The sequence below is a fragment of the Burkholderia sp. NLJ2 genome (assembly GCF_049487195.1).
Lineage (GTDB): Bacteria > Pseudomonadota > Gammaproteobacteria > Burkholderiales > Burkholderiaceae > Burkholderia > Burkholderia pyrrocinia.
Window position 1 is genome coordinate 620,465 of the sequence record NZ_CP137808.1, and the last position, 16,352, is coordinate 636,816.

Genomic DNA, 16,352 nt, shown 5'->3' on the forward strand with positions numbered 1-16,352 from the left:
GCTTTGCACATGCAAACCACCGACAACGCGACGTCCCAGTACGAGAGCGCCTCGAGCCGTCCGCTCGGCGGGACCGAACAGGGCGCGAAGGCGCTCGCGCCGCAGGCCACGTTCGCCGACTACAAGGTGATCCGCCGCAACGGCAGCGTCGTATCGTTCGAGCCTTCGAAGATCGCGATCGCGGTGACCAAGGCTTTCCTGGCCGTCAACGGCGGGCAGGGCGCGGCATCGGCGCGCGTGCGCGAGCAGGTCGAACAACTGACGCACAGCGTCGTGCGCGCGCTCGTGCGCAGCCGCCCGAACGGCGGTACGTTCCATATCGAAGACATCCAGGACCAGGTCGAACTCGCGCTGATGCGCGGCGGCGAGCACAACGTCGCGCGTGCGTACGTGCTGTATCGCGAGAAGCGTCACCTCGAGCGCCAGCATGCGGGCGAGGAAGCAGCGGCGGCAGGCGGCGAATCGGGCACCGGCATCAACGTCGTCGACAACGGCGTTTCGCGTCCGCTCGACCTGAACGCGCTGCGCGCGCTGATCGTGTCGTCGTGCGATGGTCTCGGCGCTGCGGTTAACCCTGAGCCGATCGTCGCGGAGACGGTGAAGAACCTGTACGACGGCGTGCCGATGAGCCAGGTCTACGACTCGGCGATCCTCGCTGCGCGCACGATGATCGAGAAGGATCCGGCGTACAGCCAGGTCACGGCCCGCATCCTGCTGCACACGATCCGTCGCGAGATCCTCGGCGAGGAAGTGGTGCAGGCCGAAATGTCGGCCCGTTACGCGGAATACTTCCCGCAGTTCCTGAAGCGCGGCGTCGACGCCGGCCTGCTCGACGACAAGCTGCTGCAGTTCGACCTGGTGCGCCTCGGCGCAGCGCTCGACGCGAATCGCGACCTGCAGTTCGGCTACCTCGGCCTGCAGACGCTGTACGACCGTTACTTCCTGCACGTCGAAGGCACCCGCATCGAAATGCCGCAGGCATTCTTCATGCGCGTCGCGATGGGCCTGTCGCTGAACGAGATCGACCGCGAAACGCGCGCGATCGAGTTCTACAACGTGCTGTCGAGCTTCGACTTCATGAGCTCGACGCCGACGCTGTTCAACTCGGGCACCCACCGCTCGCAACTGTCGTCGTGCTACCTGACGACGGTCGCGGACGATCTCGACGGCATCTACGAAGCGCTGAAGGAAAACGCGCTGCTGTCGAAGTTCGCCGGCGGTCTCGGCAACGACTGGACGCGCGTGCGCGCACTCGGCTCGCATATCAAGGGCACGAACGGCAAGTCGCAGGGCGTGGTGCCGTTCCTGAAGGTCGTGAACGACACGGCCGTCGCGGTCAACCAGGGCGGCAAGCGCAAGGGCGCGGTCTGCGCGTACCTCGAATCCTGGCACCTCGACATCGAGGAATTCCTCGAGCTGCGCAAGAACACGGGCGACGATCGCCGCCGTACGCACGACATGAACACGGCGAACTGGATTCCCGACCTGTTCATGAAGCGCGTGATGGAAGGCGCCGACTGGACGCTGTTCTCGCCGTCGACCTGCCCGGACCTGCACGACAAGTTCGGCGCCGATTTCGAGAAGGCTTACACGGCCTACGAAGACAAGGTCGCGCGCGGCGAGATCAAGCTGTTCAAGAAGATCCCGGCGGCGCAGCTGTGGCGCAAGATGCTCGGCATGCTGTTCGAGACGGGCCACCCGTGGATCACGTTCAAGGATCCGTGCAACGTGCGCTCGCCGCAGCAGCACGTCGGCGTCGTCCACTCGTCGAACCTGTGCACGGAAATCACGCTGAACACGAGCGACACCGAAATCGCGGTGTGCAACCTCGGCTCGGTGAACCTCGTCGCTCACCTGGTGAAGCAGGCCGACGGCAGCTACGCGCTCGACCACGACAAGCTGAAGCGCACGATCAGCGTCGCGATGCGCATGCTCGACAACGTGATCGACATCAACTACTACGCGGTGCCGAAGGCGCGTAACTCGAACCTGAAGCACCGTCCGGTCGGCATGGGCATCATGGGCTTCCAGGACTGCCTGCACCTGCTGCGCACGCCGTACGCGTCGGAAGCGGCGGTCGAGTTCGCCGATCGTTCGATGGAAGCGGTCTGCTACTACGCGTACCACGCGTCGACCGAACTGGCCGAAGAGCGCGGCCGCTACTCGAGCTACCGCGGCTCGCTGTGGGATCGCGGCATCCTCCCGCAGGACACGCTGAAGCTGTTGGCCGAAGCGCGTGGCGGCTACGTCGAGGTCGACACGTCCGAGTCGCTCGACTGGACGACGCTGCGTTCGCGGATCGCCGCGCACGGCATGCGCAACTCGAACTGCGTCGCGATCGCGCCGACGGCGACGATCTCGAACATCATCGGCGTGTCGGCATGTATCGAGCCGACCTTCCAGAACCTGTACGTGAAGTCGAACCTGTCGGGCGAATTCACGGTGGTGAACGAGTACCTCGTTCGCGACCTGAAGGAACGCGGCCTGTGGGACGAAGTGATGGTCGCCGACCTGAAGTACTTCGACGGCATGCTGTCGCGCATCGACCGCATCCCGGCCGACCTGCGCGCGATCTACGCGACCGCGTTCGAAGTCGATCCGACGTGGCTGGTCGAAGCGGCATCGCGTCGCCAGAAGTGGATCGACCAGGCGCAGTCGCTGAACATCTACATGGGCGGCGCGTCGGGCAAGAAGCTCGACGAGGTCTACAAGCTCGCATGGCTGCGCGGCCTGAAGACGACCTACTACCTCCGCACGATGGCGGCGACGCACGTCGAGAAGTCGACGGTCGCACACGGCGCGCTGAACGCGGTGCCGACGGGTGGCGGTTCGAGCAGCGGCGGCGCGCAAGGCGCGGCAGGCGGCTTCGGTGCGGCAGGTGGCGATGCGTCGTCGGGCGCGATCGGTGCGGCGGCGGCACTCGCGCCGGTCGAGGCCGACGGTCCGGTGTGCACGATGCGTCCGGGCGATCCGGGCTTCGACGAATGCGAAGCGTGCCAGTAACGCAGCGCGCCTGACCTGAAGATGTGCCGGGCGGCGCACACGAAGACCGATCGAGGTTGAAGTGTGCGCCGCTCTCAACTAAAAAAATGATAAGGAATCTGTAACGCGGCACCTGCGTTGCAGGCAGTGACAAGCGATCGAAACATCCCCGACGACGTCGCGTTTCGATCAGCGTTCGATGCGTCGAGCGCACCTCGCGATACATGCGCGACACACGTCGCGCTCTGCATGAACGACGATGCGTTGCTCAAAGTGTTGTATCGAGGTCGCAACGCGAATCGAAAAAAGGATTTTTCGTGAGCGAACCCTTTTATCGCTCAGGAAAAGATGGTACAAACCGTTCTAAATTGATGGTGAGAATTTATGCTCAACTGGGATGACGAGAAGACTGCCGTAACTCCCGCGAGCGGAGCGCAGCACAACGCGATGCGCGCCCCCGCAGGAGTGGCTGTCGGAATGCAGGCTGCGTCGCCTGCCGCCCATCAGGTCCGCGACATTTTCGAAGGTGATCTTGCGGTGCCGCCGCAGGCATCGGCTGTTCCCGCCGGCGGTTCGGAAGCCCGGGTCAATGTCGCCGACAAGCGCATCATCAACGGCCAGACTGACGTCAATCAGCTGGTGCCGTTCAAGTACAAGTGGGCGTGGGAAAAGTATCTGGCCGGTTGCGCGAACCACTGGATGCCGCAGGAAATCAACATGTCCCGCGACATCGCTCTGTGGAAGGACCCGAACGGTCTGACCGAGGACGAGCGCCGCATCGTGAAGCGCAACCTCGGCTTCTTCGTGACGGCCGATTCGCTCGCGGCGAACAACATCGTGCTCGGCACGTACCGCCACATCACGGCGCCCGAGTGCCGGCAGTTCCTGCTGCGCCAGGCGTTCGAAGAGGCGATCCACACGCACGCGTACCAATACATTGTCGAATCGCTCGGTCTCGACGAAGGCGAGATTTTCAACGCGTACCACGAGGTCACGTCGATCCGCGCGAAGGACGAATTCCTGATTCCGTTCATCCACACGCTGACGGATCCGGCCTTCAAGACCGGCACGCTCGAAGCGGATCAGAAGCTGCTGAAGTCGCTGATCGTGTTCGCCTGCATCATGGAAGGCCTGTTCTTCTATGTCGGGTTCACGCAGATCCTCGCGCTCGGCCGCCAGAACAAGATGACGGGTGCTGCAGAGCAATATCAGTACATCCTGCGCGACGAGTCGATGCACTGCAACTTCGGTATCGACCTGATCAACCAGATCAAGCTCGAGAACCCGCATCTCTGGACCGCGGAATTCCGCGCCGAGATCCGTGAGCTGTTCAAGCAGGCTGTCGAACTCGAATACCGCTACGCCGAGGACACGATGCCGCGCGGCGTGCTGGGCTTGAACGCGTCGATGTTCAAGAGCTATCTGCGTTTCATCAGCAACCGCCGTTGTCAGCAGATCGGCCTCGATCCGCTGTACCCGAACGAGGAAAACCCGTTCCCGTGGATGAGCGAGATGATCGACCTGAAGAAGGAGCGCAACTTCTTCGAGACGCGTGTGATCGAGTATCAGACGGGGGGCGCGCTGTCCTGGGAATGACCCGCAGCAGCGAACCCGTTACATGATGGAGCAGCCGGCGGCCTCTCGGCCCCGGCCCAAGGTTTAGGAGCAAGAACGCCTGATGCAAAGCATGCCCGGTGCCTTAGCGGCCCAACGATACGACCGGCACTTTGCGAACCCTTCAGTGGGATGGGCAAACTTCCCTCCGGATAAAGCGGACAGCCGTGTGGCGGTCCGCTTGATCAAGCGATTAGGGGTAGCGGCGCGAGGTGCGCCGGCTACCGACTTGATTTGGCGCGCGAGGCCATGTGGTCACGCGCGCCATACCGTATTCATTAGCGTAAGCGCGCGGTATCCGCGTACGCCGATGAATAGCCCGCTTCGAAGCGCACGACCTGAACAGCGTCCGCGGGAAGCGGGTTTTGACGAAGGGTGTAGTTTGAACTGACTCTCATCTGAACCTGAAGGAGAACAACATGGCTACCGCCAAGAAGAAACCGGCTGCTAAGAAGGTTGCTGCCAAGAAGACCGTTGCGAAGAAGGCTGCTGCTCCGGCGAAGAAGGCCGCTGCAGTGAAGAAGGTTGCTGCGAAGAAGGTCGCGGTGAAGAAGGTTGCCGCGAAGAAGGCGGCACCGGCGAAGAAGGCCGCTGCAAAGAAGGTCGCAACGAAGAAGGTTGCAGCCAAGAAGGTCGCAGCCAAGAAAGTCGCAGTGAAGAAGGTTGCTGCGAAGAAGGCAGCGCCGGCCAAGAAGGCCGCTGCGAAGAAGGTTGCAGCCAAGAAAGTCGCAGTGAAGAAGGTTGCTGCGAAGAAGGCCGCACCGGCCAAGAAGGCTGCTGCGAAGAAGGCCGCGCCTGCTAAGAAGGCCGCCGCGAAGAAGGCTGCGCCTGCGAAGAAGGCTGCTGCGAAGAAGGCTGCGCCTGCCAAGAAGGCTGCCCCTGCGAAGAAGGCTGCCGCTCCGGCGACGAAGGCTGCTGCGCCTGCGAAGAAGGCTGCTGCTCCGAAGAAGGCCGTCGTGAAGAAAGCTGCGCCGGCAACGACCGCGTCGACCGCATCGGTTGCGCCGGCATCGGGCGTGAAGACCGCGCTCAATCCGGCAGCGGCATGGCCGTTCCCGACCGGCAGCCGTCCGTAATCGCGGCTGACCAGCACCACCCGGACACTCACGTGGTGTCCGTGGGTTGAGTAGCGCTACTCAATCAGTCCCGCCATCTGGCTCAGGTGGCGGGATTTTTTTTCGTCCGTATTCGCTCATGTGCCGGCCGCGGCGAGTGCGGACGAAAAAAAACGCATGTGCAGCTTCGCACATGCGTTCGACCGCGGCTTGCGCCGCGTGCTGAGGTACCTGGTTAGTGCGTGACGCGCGTGACGCCGCCGCTCGACAGCAGTCGCACACGCTCGCCGGCGCGGAACGCTTCGCCGCTCGCTGCCTGCGTGATCGAGCGCAGGTCGCCATTGTCGAGGCGCACGGTGATTTCGACACCGTTCGCCGTGCTGAGGTTTTCGCCGACCGCGTTGCCCGCGACCGCGCCGACGAGGCCGCCGGCGATCGCCGTCAGGATCGATCCCTTGCCGCCGCCGATCGCGCTACCTGCGACTGCGCCAAGTGCGCCGCCACCGAGCGTGCCGATCGCGCTGCCGCCGCCGTCGGACTGGATGCGCACCGCACGGACGCTTTCGACCACGCCCATGCGGACCGTCTGCTCGCGCTGCGCCTGGCCGACGCTATAGACATCTGCCGAGCCGGGGGCCGTGAAGCAGCCGGCGAGGGTCAGCGTGGCCGTCAGCATGGCCGCGAGCGTGAGGGTTTTTTTCGTCAACATCTTTGCTCTCCCACAATATTCATTTGAGACTGTAACCGAATGCAGCCTCGAAGCGCGCATCGATTTCGGCGCGCGTCAGTACGTAAGTCTGGGGCCCCTGGTGGGCGATCTTGATCGAGCCCATCAGGCTCGCGAGGCGGCCCGTGGTTGCCCAGTCGAGGCCATTCTCGATGCCGTACAGCAGGCCGCCCCGGAAGGCATCGCCGCAGCCGGTCGGATCGACGACACGCTCGGCACCCACGACGGGAATCTGTTCTTCGCCGTTTTTATGAAGAATGGTGGAGCCGTGCTCGCCGCGCGTGATGATCAACGCCTGAACCCGGCTGGCGATTTCCTGTTCGGACCAGCCCGTCTTGTCGCTGACGAGCTTGCCTTCGTAGTCGTTGACCGCTACGAACGTCGCGAGTTCAATGATGCGGCGCAGCGTTGCACCATCGAACAGCGGCAGGCCCTGGCCCGGATCGAAGACGAACGGGATGCCGGCCTTCGCGAACTGTTCGGCGTGCTGGACCATCCCGTCGAAGCCGTCCGGCGCGACGATGCCGAGCTTCACGCCCGCCACTTCGTCCGCGCGGTTCAGGTGCGACTGCATCATCGCGCCCGGGTGGAATGCGGTGATCTGGTTGTTGTCGAGATCGGTCGTGATCATCGCCTGCGCGGTGTGCGTTTCCGGCACCACGCGCACGCTTGCCTTCGACAGGCCGAGGCTGTCGAGTCGTTCGAGATAGCGGTCCGCGTCGTTCGCGCCGACCGTCGCCATGATGCGCGCGTCGCCGCCGAGCATGTGGAGCGCGTAGGCGATGTTCCCCGCGCAACCGCCGAATTCGCGTCGCATCGTCGGCACGAGGAAGCTCACGTTGAGAAGGTGAACCTGGTCGGGCAGGATGTGCTCGCGGAACCGACCTTCGAAGGTCATGATGTTGTCGTAGGCGAGCGAGCCGCAAATCAGCGTAGTCAAGGCGTGCGTTCCTGTAGAGAGCAAAGGGAAGCGGCCGCCCGGCCGGCGCGGATGGCCCGTCGGGCCTCGCGCGGCAGGGCCGGGCGGCAGCGGGTTACTTCAGTGCGGCGAGCGCGGCGTCGTAGTTCGGCTCGTCCTTGATTTCGCCGACGAGTTCCGCGTGGATCACCTTGTCCTGCGCGTCGAGCACGACGACGGCACGTGCGGTCAGGCCGTTCAGCGGGCCGCTCGTCACGTCGACGCCGTATGCGTTCGCGAATGCGCGGCCGGTGCGGAACGTCGAAGCCGTCACGACGTTCGCGAGGCCTTCGGTCGTGCAGAAGCGCGTGGCGGCGAACGGCAGGTCGGCGGACACGACCACCACGACCGTGTTGTCGAGCGACGACGCGGCTTCGTTGAACTTGCGGGTCGACGTCGCGCAGGTCGGCGTGTCGAGGCTCGGCACGATGTTCAGCACCTTGCGCTTGCCGGCGAAGCTGGCGAGCGACAGGTCGGCGAGATCCTTGCCGACCAGCTTGAAATCGGCGGCTTGGGCGCCGACGGCCGGGAACGTGCCGGCGAGATCGATCGGGTTGCCACCCAGCGTAACTTTGCTCATGTTCGTGCTCCGAAATAGCGCGCCGCTCGGGCGCGCGGGTTGAGACGGGCGCGCAGGCGCGCGCCGCGGCGCGTCACGGATAGAAGATCTGGACGCGGAAATTCGAGGCGGGCGCGCCGTTCGTTTCGAGGCGGACGACCATCGTCTGCGTCGTGCCGGGCGGCAGCCCGGCGTCGATCGGCGTGCCCGGGCGCACGTAGTCGCGCGGCGCGAGCACGCGGCGCACGGTGACGTGATTGGTGTCGTCGAGCAGCGTCAGTTCGAGCGACGGGTACGCGAGTGCGACGTGGTAGCGGTTCGTCAGCGGTACCTTCAGCTCGAGCACGCGCGGGCCGTCGAGCTGGCGCAGGTCGGTTGCGTCGAGCCGCAGGCCGTCGATCGCGCGCGGCGGCGCGACCGTGCAGCCGAGCGGCGCGCAGGCCTGACGGAACCAGCCCTGCGTCACGGGCCAGTAGATCATCAGTGTTTCACGTTGCCACCACGCGAGTTGCGCGACGAGCAGCACGGCCAGCGCCGCGGCGACGAGGCCGCCGAAAAAGCCGCCGAGCAACCCGCGCCGCTGCGGCGCGCGCGTTTCGCGCGTGATGGCGAAGTGCGGGCGATCGTCGTCGGTCAGCGCGGCCGGGAACGGCGCGGCGGGCGTGTCGGTGGGCGCGGCAGGCGTGTTTTCGTGCCGGGTGACGGCATCGGGTTCCGATCCGGTTTCGGGTGCGGTTACGGCCGGCGCCGGCGTGAACGCAAAACGCGGTTCGCGCGGAGCGCGCTCGTCGTCCGGCACTGCGAAGTGCGTGCTGCCCACGGGTTCGGCAGCGTCGGTAGCGGTTTCTGCGTCCGCCGGAATGTGAGCGACGAAGCGGGGCTCACGCGGGTCGCGCTCGACGGGAGATACGACCGGCGCGGGCGATGCTTCGCTTTCCCGTTCCGTCTGCTTCGAATGCGGTTCGGTCGGTTGCGCGGCGTCAGCCGATGCGTCCAGCTCGGCCGGGGACGGGAACGACGCGGGCGTACCAGACAGGTGAACGACGCCGGCGTCGGTGGACGGGAGCGCGAGCGGTACCAGCGGCTCGGTGCGCACGGTCTGCACGTTGTGCTGCAACGACGGATCGACGCTGGCGTCGAGCCAAGGCGCCCACATGTCCCAGCCTTCAGGCTTGTAGTCGAGGTCGGACGGCGACCCGGCCGGCGCGTCGGCCGTGAACAGTCGTGCGGGCGCGGCCGGGTGGTGCGCGTCGCCGTCGTGCGGCGCGGCAGCCGTTTCGGTCAAGGCCGGTTCGGGCTGCCGGGCGTGCTCGGGGACGAGCGATTCCGACGCGTTGAAGACTTCGTGGCAATGCCCGCAGCGCACGAGCCCTTCATGCAGCGAGAGCTGTTCCTGCTGCAGCCGGAAGACGGTTTCGCAATGAGGGCAGCGCGTCGCAAGAAGCATGTCGAGCCGGGCGGCCTGCTGGCCAGAGTGAAGGACAGCGCTATTCTAATGGCTTTCCCGCCGGGTTCCGGCGAGGCATACCCAACCTTCGTGTTCGCGCCAGACCGAGATGTCGACGTAGCGCGCATAGACGGCCGCGACTTCGTCCGCCTGGCGCGCGAGCACGCCCGACAGCGCGATGCGCCCGCCCGGTTTGACCTTCGACGCCAGCATCGATGCCATCAGCTTCAGCGGGTTCGACAGGATGTTCGCGACGACGATGTCGAATTCGCCGTCCGGGCACGCATCGGGCAGCCCGTACGTGACTTCCGCTCGGTTGCGCTCGCTGTTCTGCCGCGCCGATTCGACCGCCTGCGGATCGATGTCGATGCCGATCACGGGGTTCGCCCCGCATTTCTTCGCGAGGATCGCGAGAATGCCGGAGCCGCAACCGTAGTCGAGCACCGACTGGCCGGGCTTCACCGACTGTTCGAGCCATTCCATGCAAAGGCGCGTGGTCGGATGGCTGCCGGTGCCGAACGCGAGGCCGGGGTCGAGTTCGAGTACGAGCGCGTCGGGATCGGGCGCGTCGTGCCACGACGGCACGACCCAGATCCGCTCGCCGATCGGGATCGGCTCGAACTGCGATTGCGTGAGCCGCACCCAGTCCTGTTCCTCGACTTCGCGGACGTCGAACTTCGGCGCGCCGGCGAGGCCGATCTCGTTCGCGGCGGCCGCGAGCAGCACGGCCGGCTCATGGTCGGGCGACAGCAGTGCGACCACGCGCGAGTGCTGCCACGCGGTGCGATCGGGCACGAGGCCGGGCTCGCCGAAGAGCGGCTGTTCGTCGGGCGTGTCGGCGTCGGCGTCCTCGACGGACACCGACAGCGCGCCGAGGTCGAGCAGCGCGTCGGACAGTGCCTCCGCATGCTCACGGGCCAGTTCGACGACGAGTTCGCGATAACTCATGCTTACGCTTCTTCCGGTGCGACCTGCTGCTTCTGCGCGAGCCGGTTTTCGAGGTAGTGGATGCTGGTGCCGCCTTCGACGAACTTCGAATCGATCATCAGCTCGCGGTGCAGCGGGATGTTGGTCTGGATGCCTTCGACGACCATCTCCGACAACGCGATGCGCATCCGGCTGATCGCCTGCTCGCGGGTCGCGCCGTAGGTGATCAGCTTGCCGATCATCGAATCATAGTTCGGCGGCACGAAATAGCCATTGTAGGCGTGCGAATCGACGCGCACGCCGGGGCCGCCCGGCGTATGCCACGACGTGATCCGGCCCGGCGACGGCGTGAACTTGAACGGATCTTCTGCGTTGATCCGGCATTCGATCGCATGTCCGCGGAACTGGATGTCGCGCTGGCGCAGCGTGAGCTTCTCGCCGGCCGCGATACGGATCTGTTCCTGCACGATGTCGACGCCCGTGATCAGCTCCGATACCGGGTGCTCGACCTGCACGCGCGTGTTCATCTCGATGAAGTAGAACTCGTTGTTCTCGTACAGGAATTCGAACGTGCCCGCGCCGAGGTAGCCCATCTTCTTGCATGCGTCCGCGCAGCGGTCGCCGATGCGGTCGATCAGGCGGCGCGGAATGCCGGGTGCCGGCGCTTCCTCGATCACCTTCTGGTGGCGGCGCTGCATCGAGCAGTCGCGCTCGCCGAGCCAGATCGCGTTCTTGTACGCGTCGGACAGCACCTGGATCTCGATGTGGCGCGGGTTCTCGAGGAACTTCTCCATGTACACCTGCGGGTTGCCGAACGCACGGCCGGCTTCCTCGCGGGTCATGTTGACCGCGTTGACGAGCGCAGCCTCGGTGTGCACGACGCGCATCCCGCGCCCGCCGCCGCCGCCGGCCGCCTTGATGATGACCGGATAGCCGATCGCGCGCGCAATCTTCACGATCTCCTTCGGATCGTCCGGCAACGCGCCTTCCGAGCCCGGCACGCACGGCACGCCGGTCTTGATCATCGTCTGCTTGGCGGTGACCTTGTCACCCATCATGCGGATCGTTTCCGGGCGCGGGCCGATGAACGTGAAGCCCGACTGCTCGACGCGTTCCGCGAAATCGGCGTTCTCCGACAGGAAGCCGTAGCCGGGGTGGATCGCCTCGGCATCGGTGACTTCCGCGGCGCTGATCAGCGCCGGCATGTTCAGGTAGCTCAGGTTCGACGGGGCCGGGCCGATACAGACGGCTTCGTCCGCGAGGCGCACGTACTTGGCTTCCTTGTCGGCTTCCGAGTAGACGACCACCGTCTTGACGCCGAGCTCGCGGCACGCGCGCTGGATGCGCAGCGCGATTTCACCGCGATTGGCAATGAGGATTTTTTCAAACATAGCGAGTATTCGTCTCTTCGAGGGGCGCGCGAACGGCGCCTGGCGAGCATCGGCGGCGCGCGGCTGGCTTAGCCGCGCGGCGGGCTTAGCCGATCACGAAAAGCGGCTGGCCGTATTCGACGGCCTGGCCGTTCTCGACGAGGATTTCCTTGATCACGCCGGCCTTGTCCGACTCGATCTCGTTGAGCAGCTTCATTGCTTCGATGATGCAGATCGTCTGGCCTTCCTTGACCGTGTCGCCGACCTGGACGAACGGGTCCGCGCCCGGCGACGGCGCGCGATAGAACGTGCCGACCATCGGCGACGTCACGACGTGGCCCTGCGGGACGGCCGGTGCTGCGGCGCCGACTGCCGGCGCAGCGGCACCTTCGGCCGGCAGCGCGACCGACGGAGCGGGCGCGCTGAATTGCGGGGCATACCCAGCCGTCGGCTGCACGTAGACCGGCGGCGCGTTCTTGACGATGCGCACCTTGCCTTCGCCTTCCGTCACTTCCAGCTCGGAGATGCCGGATTCGGAGACGAGGTCGATCAGAGTTTTCAGCTTACGAAGATCCATCGGGAATTCCCCTTTCAATACGTGAAAGCGCCGGTTAGGAGCCGGCGCTGAATCTAGATCGCGAATTCAGCCGCGCGACGTGCCTTGCAGCTTGTCCAGCGCGTACTCGAGCGCGTACAGATAACCTTTCCAGCCGAGCCCGCAGATCACGCCTTCGGCCTGGTCGGAAAAGTAGGAGTGGTGCCTGAACGCTTCGCGGCGATGCACGTTCGACAAATGAACCTCGACGAACGGGATGCCAACGCCGGCGATCGCGTCCCGGATCGCGACGCTCGTGTGCGTATACGCGGCCGGATTGATCAGGATGAAATCGGTCTGTTCCTCCCGCGCGGCCTGGATGCGGTCGACCAGCGCGCCTTCATGGTTGCTCTGGAACGACGACAGTTCGGCGCCGGCTTCCCGGGCGCGCGCGGCAAGCGCCTGATCGATCTGCGCCAGCGTGACGCGGCCGTACACCTCCGGTTCCCGGGTGCCGAGAAGGTTCAGGTTGGGGCCGTGCAGCACCAGCAATCGTGTCATGGTCGCTTCTATTTCTGCGGAATTGCGCGAACTTTAGCGCTATTTAGAGAAATTTGTCTAGTTTTGCCGAACGGCCGGGCGCGCCGGACCCGCAAGAATTACCGGTGCGGACGCAAAGTATCGGCGAATTCACGCGAAATTGCGGCGATCGACGGACAAATCGCCGCCAACGTGCGGGCCGCTGTTCGGGCAAGTTACAGCGCGTCGAGGGTCTTTTTCAGCTCGGCCGGCTGGATTTGTCCTAATTTTGTCTCGCGAATCTTGCCGGTTTCGTCGATGACGACCGTAAACGGCAACGCGCCGGCGGTATTTCCGAAATTACGGGCCAGATCTGCGCCTGCATAACCGCTGACGAAGATGGGGTAGTCGACCTTCACTTTCTGCAGGAAGTTCTTCACGTTCTGATCGGAATCGACGCCGATCCCGATGAAACGGATGCCTTTCTGCTTGTATTGATGCGACAGCGCGACGAGCTCGGGCATCTCCTCGACGCACGGGCCGCACCATGACGCCCAGAAATTGACGACGACCTTCTGGCCCTTGAAGGCGGCCAGCGTGGCCGGCTTGCCGTCGACACTCGTCAGCGACGCCGCCCACAGCTGATCGACCGGGCTGCCCTGTGCGGCGGGCGCGGCGACGGCGACGCCGTCGTCGGCCGTGCCGCGGAACCAATGACCGGCGGCGACTCCGCCGGCGACGGCGGCAGCCGCGACCACCGCGAGCGCCAACATGCGTTTCATCATCATCGTTGAATCATTCCGGTTCGGAAGGGGCTTTGCCTGCTTCGACGAGCGCGCGCAGCGCGGCGGCATCCGCGCGGGCGACACGGCCGCGCGAGTCGGCCTTGACCGCGCCGCGCAGGTCGTCGCTCGCATAAAGCGCGAGGTGGATGCCGATCGCGTCCACGTCGCGCCGCGGGCGCCACAGGAAGCTCAGTGTCTCGACGTCGGCGCGGCCCGCGAAGTGCCGCGTCTCGGACACGTCGTACTGGATGTTCTGGTTCAGCAGGTAGATCGCAACATCCTTCGGGTTGTCGGGGAACGCCTGCAAATAGATGTCCGAATGCGCGTTCGCGGTGCCGTTCAGCACGGCGCCCGTAACATATGGACGGAACTCGGCGAGCCGGCGCATCCAGTCGAGCGCGATCTCGCGCAGCAGGCGCAGTTCGTCCGGCTGCGTGTCGCTTTGGAACAGCGCGAGGTACTCGCGCAGTTCTTCCTCGATCTGGTCGTTATCCGGCAGCCATTCACCGGCAACGCGAGAATCGCCCAGCAACTGGCGCGCGGCCTTGCGTTTCGCGCTGGCGTAGTCCAACCCGTCCTCCGCGATCAGGCGGGCGGCGGACTGGGCGATTTCCTCGCGGACACGCCGCGGGTCGACAAGAGGTTTGCGAGACATAATCCGGCAATCATACTAGATCGCCGCGGCGCCCGAACGCGGCTGCGGCGGCCTGCCGCCCGGCGTACCGGCGGCGTTTGCACGCATCGTTCGGGCCGCCGGGCACGGCAGGCCGTCAGTTACAATAGCGCTCTTTGTGTCGCGGCAAAAGTCGTTGGCTGGGCGCCGGTCGCACGGCCTGTCCGGCGCGCCGCAGACGCATCTTTTCCGAATCGACGGCGCCCGGCGGCGCGAAAGCATTCATCTATGCACATCCACATTCTTGGCATCTGCGGCACCTTCATGGGCGGTCTCGCCGTACTCGCGCGCGAGGCGGGCCACACGGTGACGGGTTGCGACGCGGGCGTCTATCCGCCGATGAGCACGCAGCTCGAGGCGCAGGGCATCACGCTGATCGAGGGCTACGGCGCGGAACAGATCGACCTGAAACCGGACCTGTTCGTGATCGGCAACGTCGTCACGCGCGGCAATCCGCTGATGGAGGCGATCCTCGATCGCGGCCTGCCTTACGTGTCGGGCCCGCAGTGGCTCGGCGAGCACGTGCTGGCCGGCAAATGGGTGCTCGCGGTCGCGGGCACGCACGGCAAGACGACCACGTCGTCGATGCTTGCGTGGCTGCTGGAAGACGCGGGCCTGAACCCGGGCTTCCTGATCGGCGGCGTGCCGCTGAATTTCGGCGTGTCGGCGCGACTCACCGATTCGAGCTTCTTCGTGATCGAAGCCGACGAATACGATACGGCGTTCTTCGACAAGCGCTCGAAGTTCGTCCACTACCGGCCGCGCACCGCGGTGCTGAACAACCTCGAGTTCGATCACGCCGACATCTTCCCGGATCTCGCTGCGATCGAGACGCAATTCCACCACCTCGTGCGCACCGTGCCCGGTGTTGGCCGGATCGTCACGAACGGTCGCTCGGACGCACTCGAACGCGTGCTGACGCGCGGCTGCTGGAGCGAGGTCGAGCGGTTCGGCGTCGACGGCGGCTGGCAGGCGCTGCCGGCCGAGGACGGCGTGCCGGTCGACGAGCGCTTCGCCGTCTATTCGCACGCGGAGCGCGTCGGCGAAGTCGCGTGGCAGGTGCAGGGCGACCACAACCGGATGAACGCGCTCGCGGCGATGGCCGCCGCGCGCCACGTCGGCGTGCCGCCCGCACAGGCCGCCGTCTCCCTCGCATCGTTCCGCAACGTGAAGCGCCGCATGGAAGTGCGCGGCAGCGTGGACGGCGTGACCGTCTACGACGACTTCGCGCACCATCCGACCGCGATCGACACCACGATCGCAGGCCTTCGTGCGCGCATCGGCACTCAGAATTCCCGCATCCTCGCGGTACTCGAGCCGCGCTCGAACACGATGAAGCTGGGCGTGATGAAGTCGCAATTGCCGGCGAGCCTGGCCGATGCCGATCTCGTGTTCGGCTACGGCGCGCCGACCGGGCGCGACGCGCTCGGCTGGAATCTCGGCGAGGCGCTCGCGCCGCTCGGCGACAAAGCGCGCGCGTACGACGATCTGCACCTGCTGGTGAAGGCTGTCGTCGAGGCCGCGCGTCCGGGCGACCACGTGCTCGTGATGAGCAACGGCGGCTTCGGCGGCGTGCACCAGAAGCTGCTCGATGCGCTCGGGAGCCGCACGTGATCCTGTATCTGCACGGCTTCCGGTCGTCGCCGGAATCGCAGAAATCGCAGCTGCTCGCCGCACGCATGGCCGAACTCGGCCGCACGGACGAGTGGCGGTGCCCGTCGCTGTCCGTGTCGCCGCTCGACGCGATCGCCGTCGCGGAAGCCGAGGTTGCCGGTGCGCGCAACGTGACCGTCATCGGCAGCTCGCTCGGCGGCTATTACGCGACGTGGCTCGCCGAAAAGCACGGCTGGAAGGCCGTGCTGCTGAATCCGGCCATCGTGCCGCAGCGCGATCTCGAGCAGCATCTGGGCGAACAGCCGCTGTGGCACGGCGGCGGCACGATCGTCGTCGAACGCCATCACCTGCACGAGCTCGACGCACTGCGCGTGCCGGCGATCACGCGTGCCGAACGCTACTATCTGTTCGCGGCGACCGGCGACGAAGTGCTCGATTACCGCGAGATGCTGGCCCATTACCCGGGTGCGAAAACGCGCGTGATCGAAGGCAGCGATCACGGCATCAGCGAATTTGCCGACTATGTCGACGACGTTCTCGCGTTTTGCGACGGAAAAGCGCGATAAACCGGCCGCGAGCCGATCGAA

Annotated in this window: 16 protein-coding genes; 6 read left to right on the forward strand and 10 right to left on the reverse strand. The window is 65.4% G+C overall.

Translation table 11 applies throughout. From position 1 onward, the window contains the following. The first annotated feature begins 9 nt into the window (after window positions 1–9). The 4 genes from R9B84_RS02855 to R9B84_RS02870 all read left to right on the forward strand — a co-directional run bounded on the left by R9B84_RS02855 (window position 10) and on the right by R9B84_RS02870 (window position 5,672). Window positions 10–3,003: a ribonucleoside-diphosphate reductase subunit alpha gene (locus tag R9B84_RS02855; RefSeq protein WP_423759133.1), complete on the forward strand. Its 2,994-nt coding sequence runs from the start codon at window positions 10–12 to the stop codon at window positions 3,001–3,003. 363 nt (window positions 3,004–3,366) lie between these two features. Then, a complete protein-coding gene (locus tag R9B84_RS02860; RefSeq protein WP_047899748.1) occupies window positions 3,367–4,578 on the forward strand; it encodes a ribonucleotide-diphosphate reductase subunit beta in 1,212 nt (403 codons plus the stop codon). Between the two features lie 82 nt (window positions 4,579–4,660). Continuing rightward, complete coding sequence (locus R9B84_RS02865; RefSeq protein ID WP_423759134.1) at window positions 4,661–4,987, forward strand: hypothetical protein; 327 nt, start codon at window positions 4,661–4,663, stop codon at window positions 4,985–4,987. A 28-nt stretch (window positions 4,988–5,015) separates the two neighbouring features. After that, the gene (locus R9B84_RS02870) at window positions 5,016–5,672 is read left to right on the forward strand and encodes a histone H1-like DNA-binding protein (RefSeq protein ID WP_047899749.1); all 657 of its coding nucleotides are present in this window, start codon (window positions 5,016–5,018) and stop codon (window positions 5,670–5,672) included. Window positions 5,673–5,886: 214 nt separating this feature from the next. On the opposite strand, the gene R9B84_RS02875 is transcribed toward R9B84_RS02870, so the two are convergent. The 10 genes from R9B84_RS02875 to R9B84_RS02920 form a co-directional block, all read right to left on the reverse strand. Beyond that, window positions 5,887–6,360: a glycine zipper 2TM domain-containing protein gene (locus R9B84_RS02875; RefSeq protein ID WP_047899750.1), complete on the reverse strand. Its 474-nt coding sequence runs from the start codon at window positions 6,358–6,360 to the stop codon at window positions 5,887–5,889. A gap of 19 nt (window positions 6,361–6,379) precedes the next feature. Continuing rightward, a complete protein-coding gene (locus R9B84_RS02880) occupies window positions 6,380–7,318 on the reverse strand; it encodes a carbohydrate kinase family protein (protein ID WP_423759135.1) in 939 nt (312 codons plus the stop codon). 94 nt (window positions 7,319–7,412) lie between these two features. Continuing rightward, a complete protein-coding gene (tpx, locus tag R9B84_RS02885; protein WP_034182673.1) occupies window positions 7,413–7,916 on the reverse strand; it encodes a thiol peroxidase in 504 nt (167 codons plus the stop codon). Between the two features lie 73 nt (window positions 7,917–7,989). Beyond that, window positions 7,990–9,342 carry a DUF3426 domain-containing protein gene (locus tag R9B84_RS02890; RefSeq protein ID WP_423759136.1) on the reverse strand — a complete coding sequence of 451 codons (1,353 nt, stop codon included), beginning with the start codon at window positions 9,340–9,342 and terminating at the stop codon, window positions 7,990–7,992. Window positions 9,343–9,387: 45 nt separating this feature from the next. After that, complete coding sequence (gene prmA, locus R9B84_RS02895; RefSeq protein WP_423759137.1) at window positions 9,388–10,290, reverse strand: 50S ribosomal protein L11 methyltransferase; 903 nt, start codon at window positions 10,288–10,290, stop codon at window positions 9,388–9,390. Window positions 10,291–10,292: 2 nt separating this feature from the next. Then, window positions 10,293–11,660 carry an acetyl-CoA carboxylase biotin carboxylase subunit gene (gene accC, locus R9B84_RS02900; RefSeq protein WP_048251162.1) on the reverse strand — a complete coding sequence of 456 codons (1,368 nt, stop codon included), beginning with the start codon at window positions 11,658–11,660 and terminating at the stop codon, window positions 10,293–10,295. 85 nt (window positions 11,661–11,745) lie between these two features. Then, complete coding sequence (gene accB / locus R9B84_RS02905) at window positions 11,746–12,216, reverse strand: acetyl-CoA carboxylase biotin carboxyl carrier protein (RefSeq protein ID WP_065500821.1); 471 nt, start codon at window positions 12,214–12,216, stop codon at window positions 11,746–11,748. A gap of 66 nt (window positions 12,217–12,282) precedes the next feature. Further along, window positions 12,283–12,735 (reverse strand): type II 3-dehydroquinate dehydratase, encoded by a 453-nt coding sequence (aroQ, locus tag R9B84_RS02910; protein WP_011350880.1) that lies wholly within the window; start codon window positions 12,733–12,735, stop codon window positions 12,283–12,285. 194 nt (window positions 12,736–12,929) lie between these two features. After that, window positions 12,930–13,481, reverse strand: coding sequence for a TlpA family protein disulfide reductase (locus R9B84_RS02915; RefSeq protein WP_423759138.1), 552 nt, complete (start codon window positions 13,479–13,481; stop codon window positions 12,930–12,932). 7 nt (window positions 13,482–13,488) lie between these two features. Further along, window positions 13,489–14,133 (reverse strand): UDP-N-acetylmuramate--alanine ligase, encoded by a 645-nt coding sequence (locus R9B84_RS02920; RefSeq protein ID WP_423759139.1) that lies wholly within the window; start codon window positions 14,131–14,133, stop codon window positions 13,489–13,491. A 246-nt stretch (window positions 14,134–14,379) separates the two neighbouring features. Here R9B84_RS02920 and mpl point away from each other — a divergent pair, with 246 nt between their 5' ends. Together mpl and R9B84_RS02930 are read left to right on the forward strand one after the other, a co-directional pair. Continuing rightward, window positions 14,380–15,765 (forward strand): UDP-N-acetylmuramate:L-alanyl-gamma-D-glutamyl-meso-diaminopimelate ligase, encoded by a 1,386-nt coding sequence (gene mpl, locus R9B84_RS02925; RefSeq protein WP_423759140.1) that lies wholly within the window; start codon window positions 14,380–14,382, stop codon window positions 15,763–15,765. Further along, entirely contained in the window at window positions 15,762–16,331 is a 570-nt protein-coding gene (locus tag R9B84_RS02930; protein ID WP_423759141.1) for a YqiA/YcfP family alpha/beta fold hydrolase, read from the forward strand. Before mpl ends, R9B84_RS02930 begins: the two co-directional genes overlap by 4 nt. The last annotated feature ends 21 nt before the right edge of the window (window positions 16,332–16,352 follow it).

Bases quoted from the DNA above. Each gene is read 5' to 3' on its own strand.
- R9B84_RS02890 (WP_423759136.1), bottom strand. From the start codon at position 9,342: ATGCTTCTTGCGACGCGCTGCCCTCATTGCGAAACCGTCTTCCGGCTG.
- R9B84_RS02855 (WP_423759133.1), top strand. From the start codon at position 10: ATGCAAACCACCGACAACGCGACGTCCCAGTACGAGAGCGCCTCGAGC.
- R9B84_RS02920 (WP_423759139.1), bottom strand. From the start codon at position 14,133: ATGTCTCGCAAACCTCTTGTCGACCCGCGGCGTGTCCGCGAGGAAATC.
- mpl (WP_423759140.1), top strand. From the start codon at position 14,380: ATGCACATCCACATTCTTGGCATCTGCGGCACCTTCATGGGCGGTCTC.
- R9B84_RS02870 (WP_047899749.1), top strand. From the start codon at position 5,016: ATGGCTACCGCCAAGAAGAAACCGGCTGCTAAGAAGGTTGCTGCCAAG.
- R9B84_RS02875 (WP_047899750.1), bottom strand. From the start codon at position 6,360: ATGTTGACGAAAAAAACCCTCACGCTCGCGGCCATGCTGACGGCCACG.
- accB (WP_065500821.1), bottom strand. From the start codon at position 12,216: ATGGATCTTCGTAAGCTGAAAACTCTGATCGACCTCGTCTCCGAATCC.
- R9B84_RS02860 (WP_047899748.1), top strand. From the start codon at position 3,367: ATGCTCAACTGGGATGACGAGAAGACTGCCGTAACTCCCGCGAGCGGA.
- tpx (WP_034182673.1), bottom strand. From the start codon at position 7,916: ATGAGCAAAGTTACGCTGGGTGGCAACCCGATCGATCTCGCCGGCACG.
- R9B84_RS02915 (WP_423759138.1), bottom strand. From the start codon at position 13,481: ATGATGATGAAACGCATGTTGGCGCTCGCGGTGGTCGCGGCTGCCGCC.
- R9B84_RS02865 (WP_423759134.1), top strand. From the start codon at position 4,661: ATGCAAAGCATGCCCGGTGCCTTAGCGGCCCAACGATACGACCGGCAC.
- aroQ (WP_011350880.1), bottom strand. From the start codon at position 12,735: ATGACACGATTGCTGGTGCTGCACGGCCCCAACCTGAACCTTCTCGGC.
- accC (WP_048251162.1), bottom strand. From the start codon at position 11,660: ATGTTTGAAAAAATCCTCATTGCCAATCGCGGTGAAATCGCGCTGCGC.
- prmA (WP_423759137.1), bottom strand. From the start codon at position 10,290: ATGAGTTATCGCGAACTCGTCGTCGAACTGGCCCGTGAGCATGCGGAG.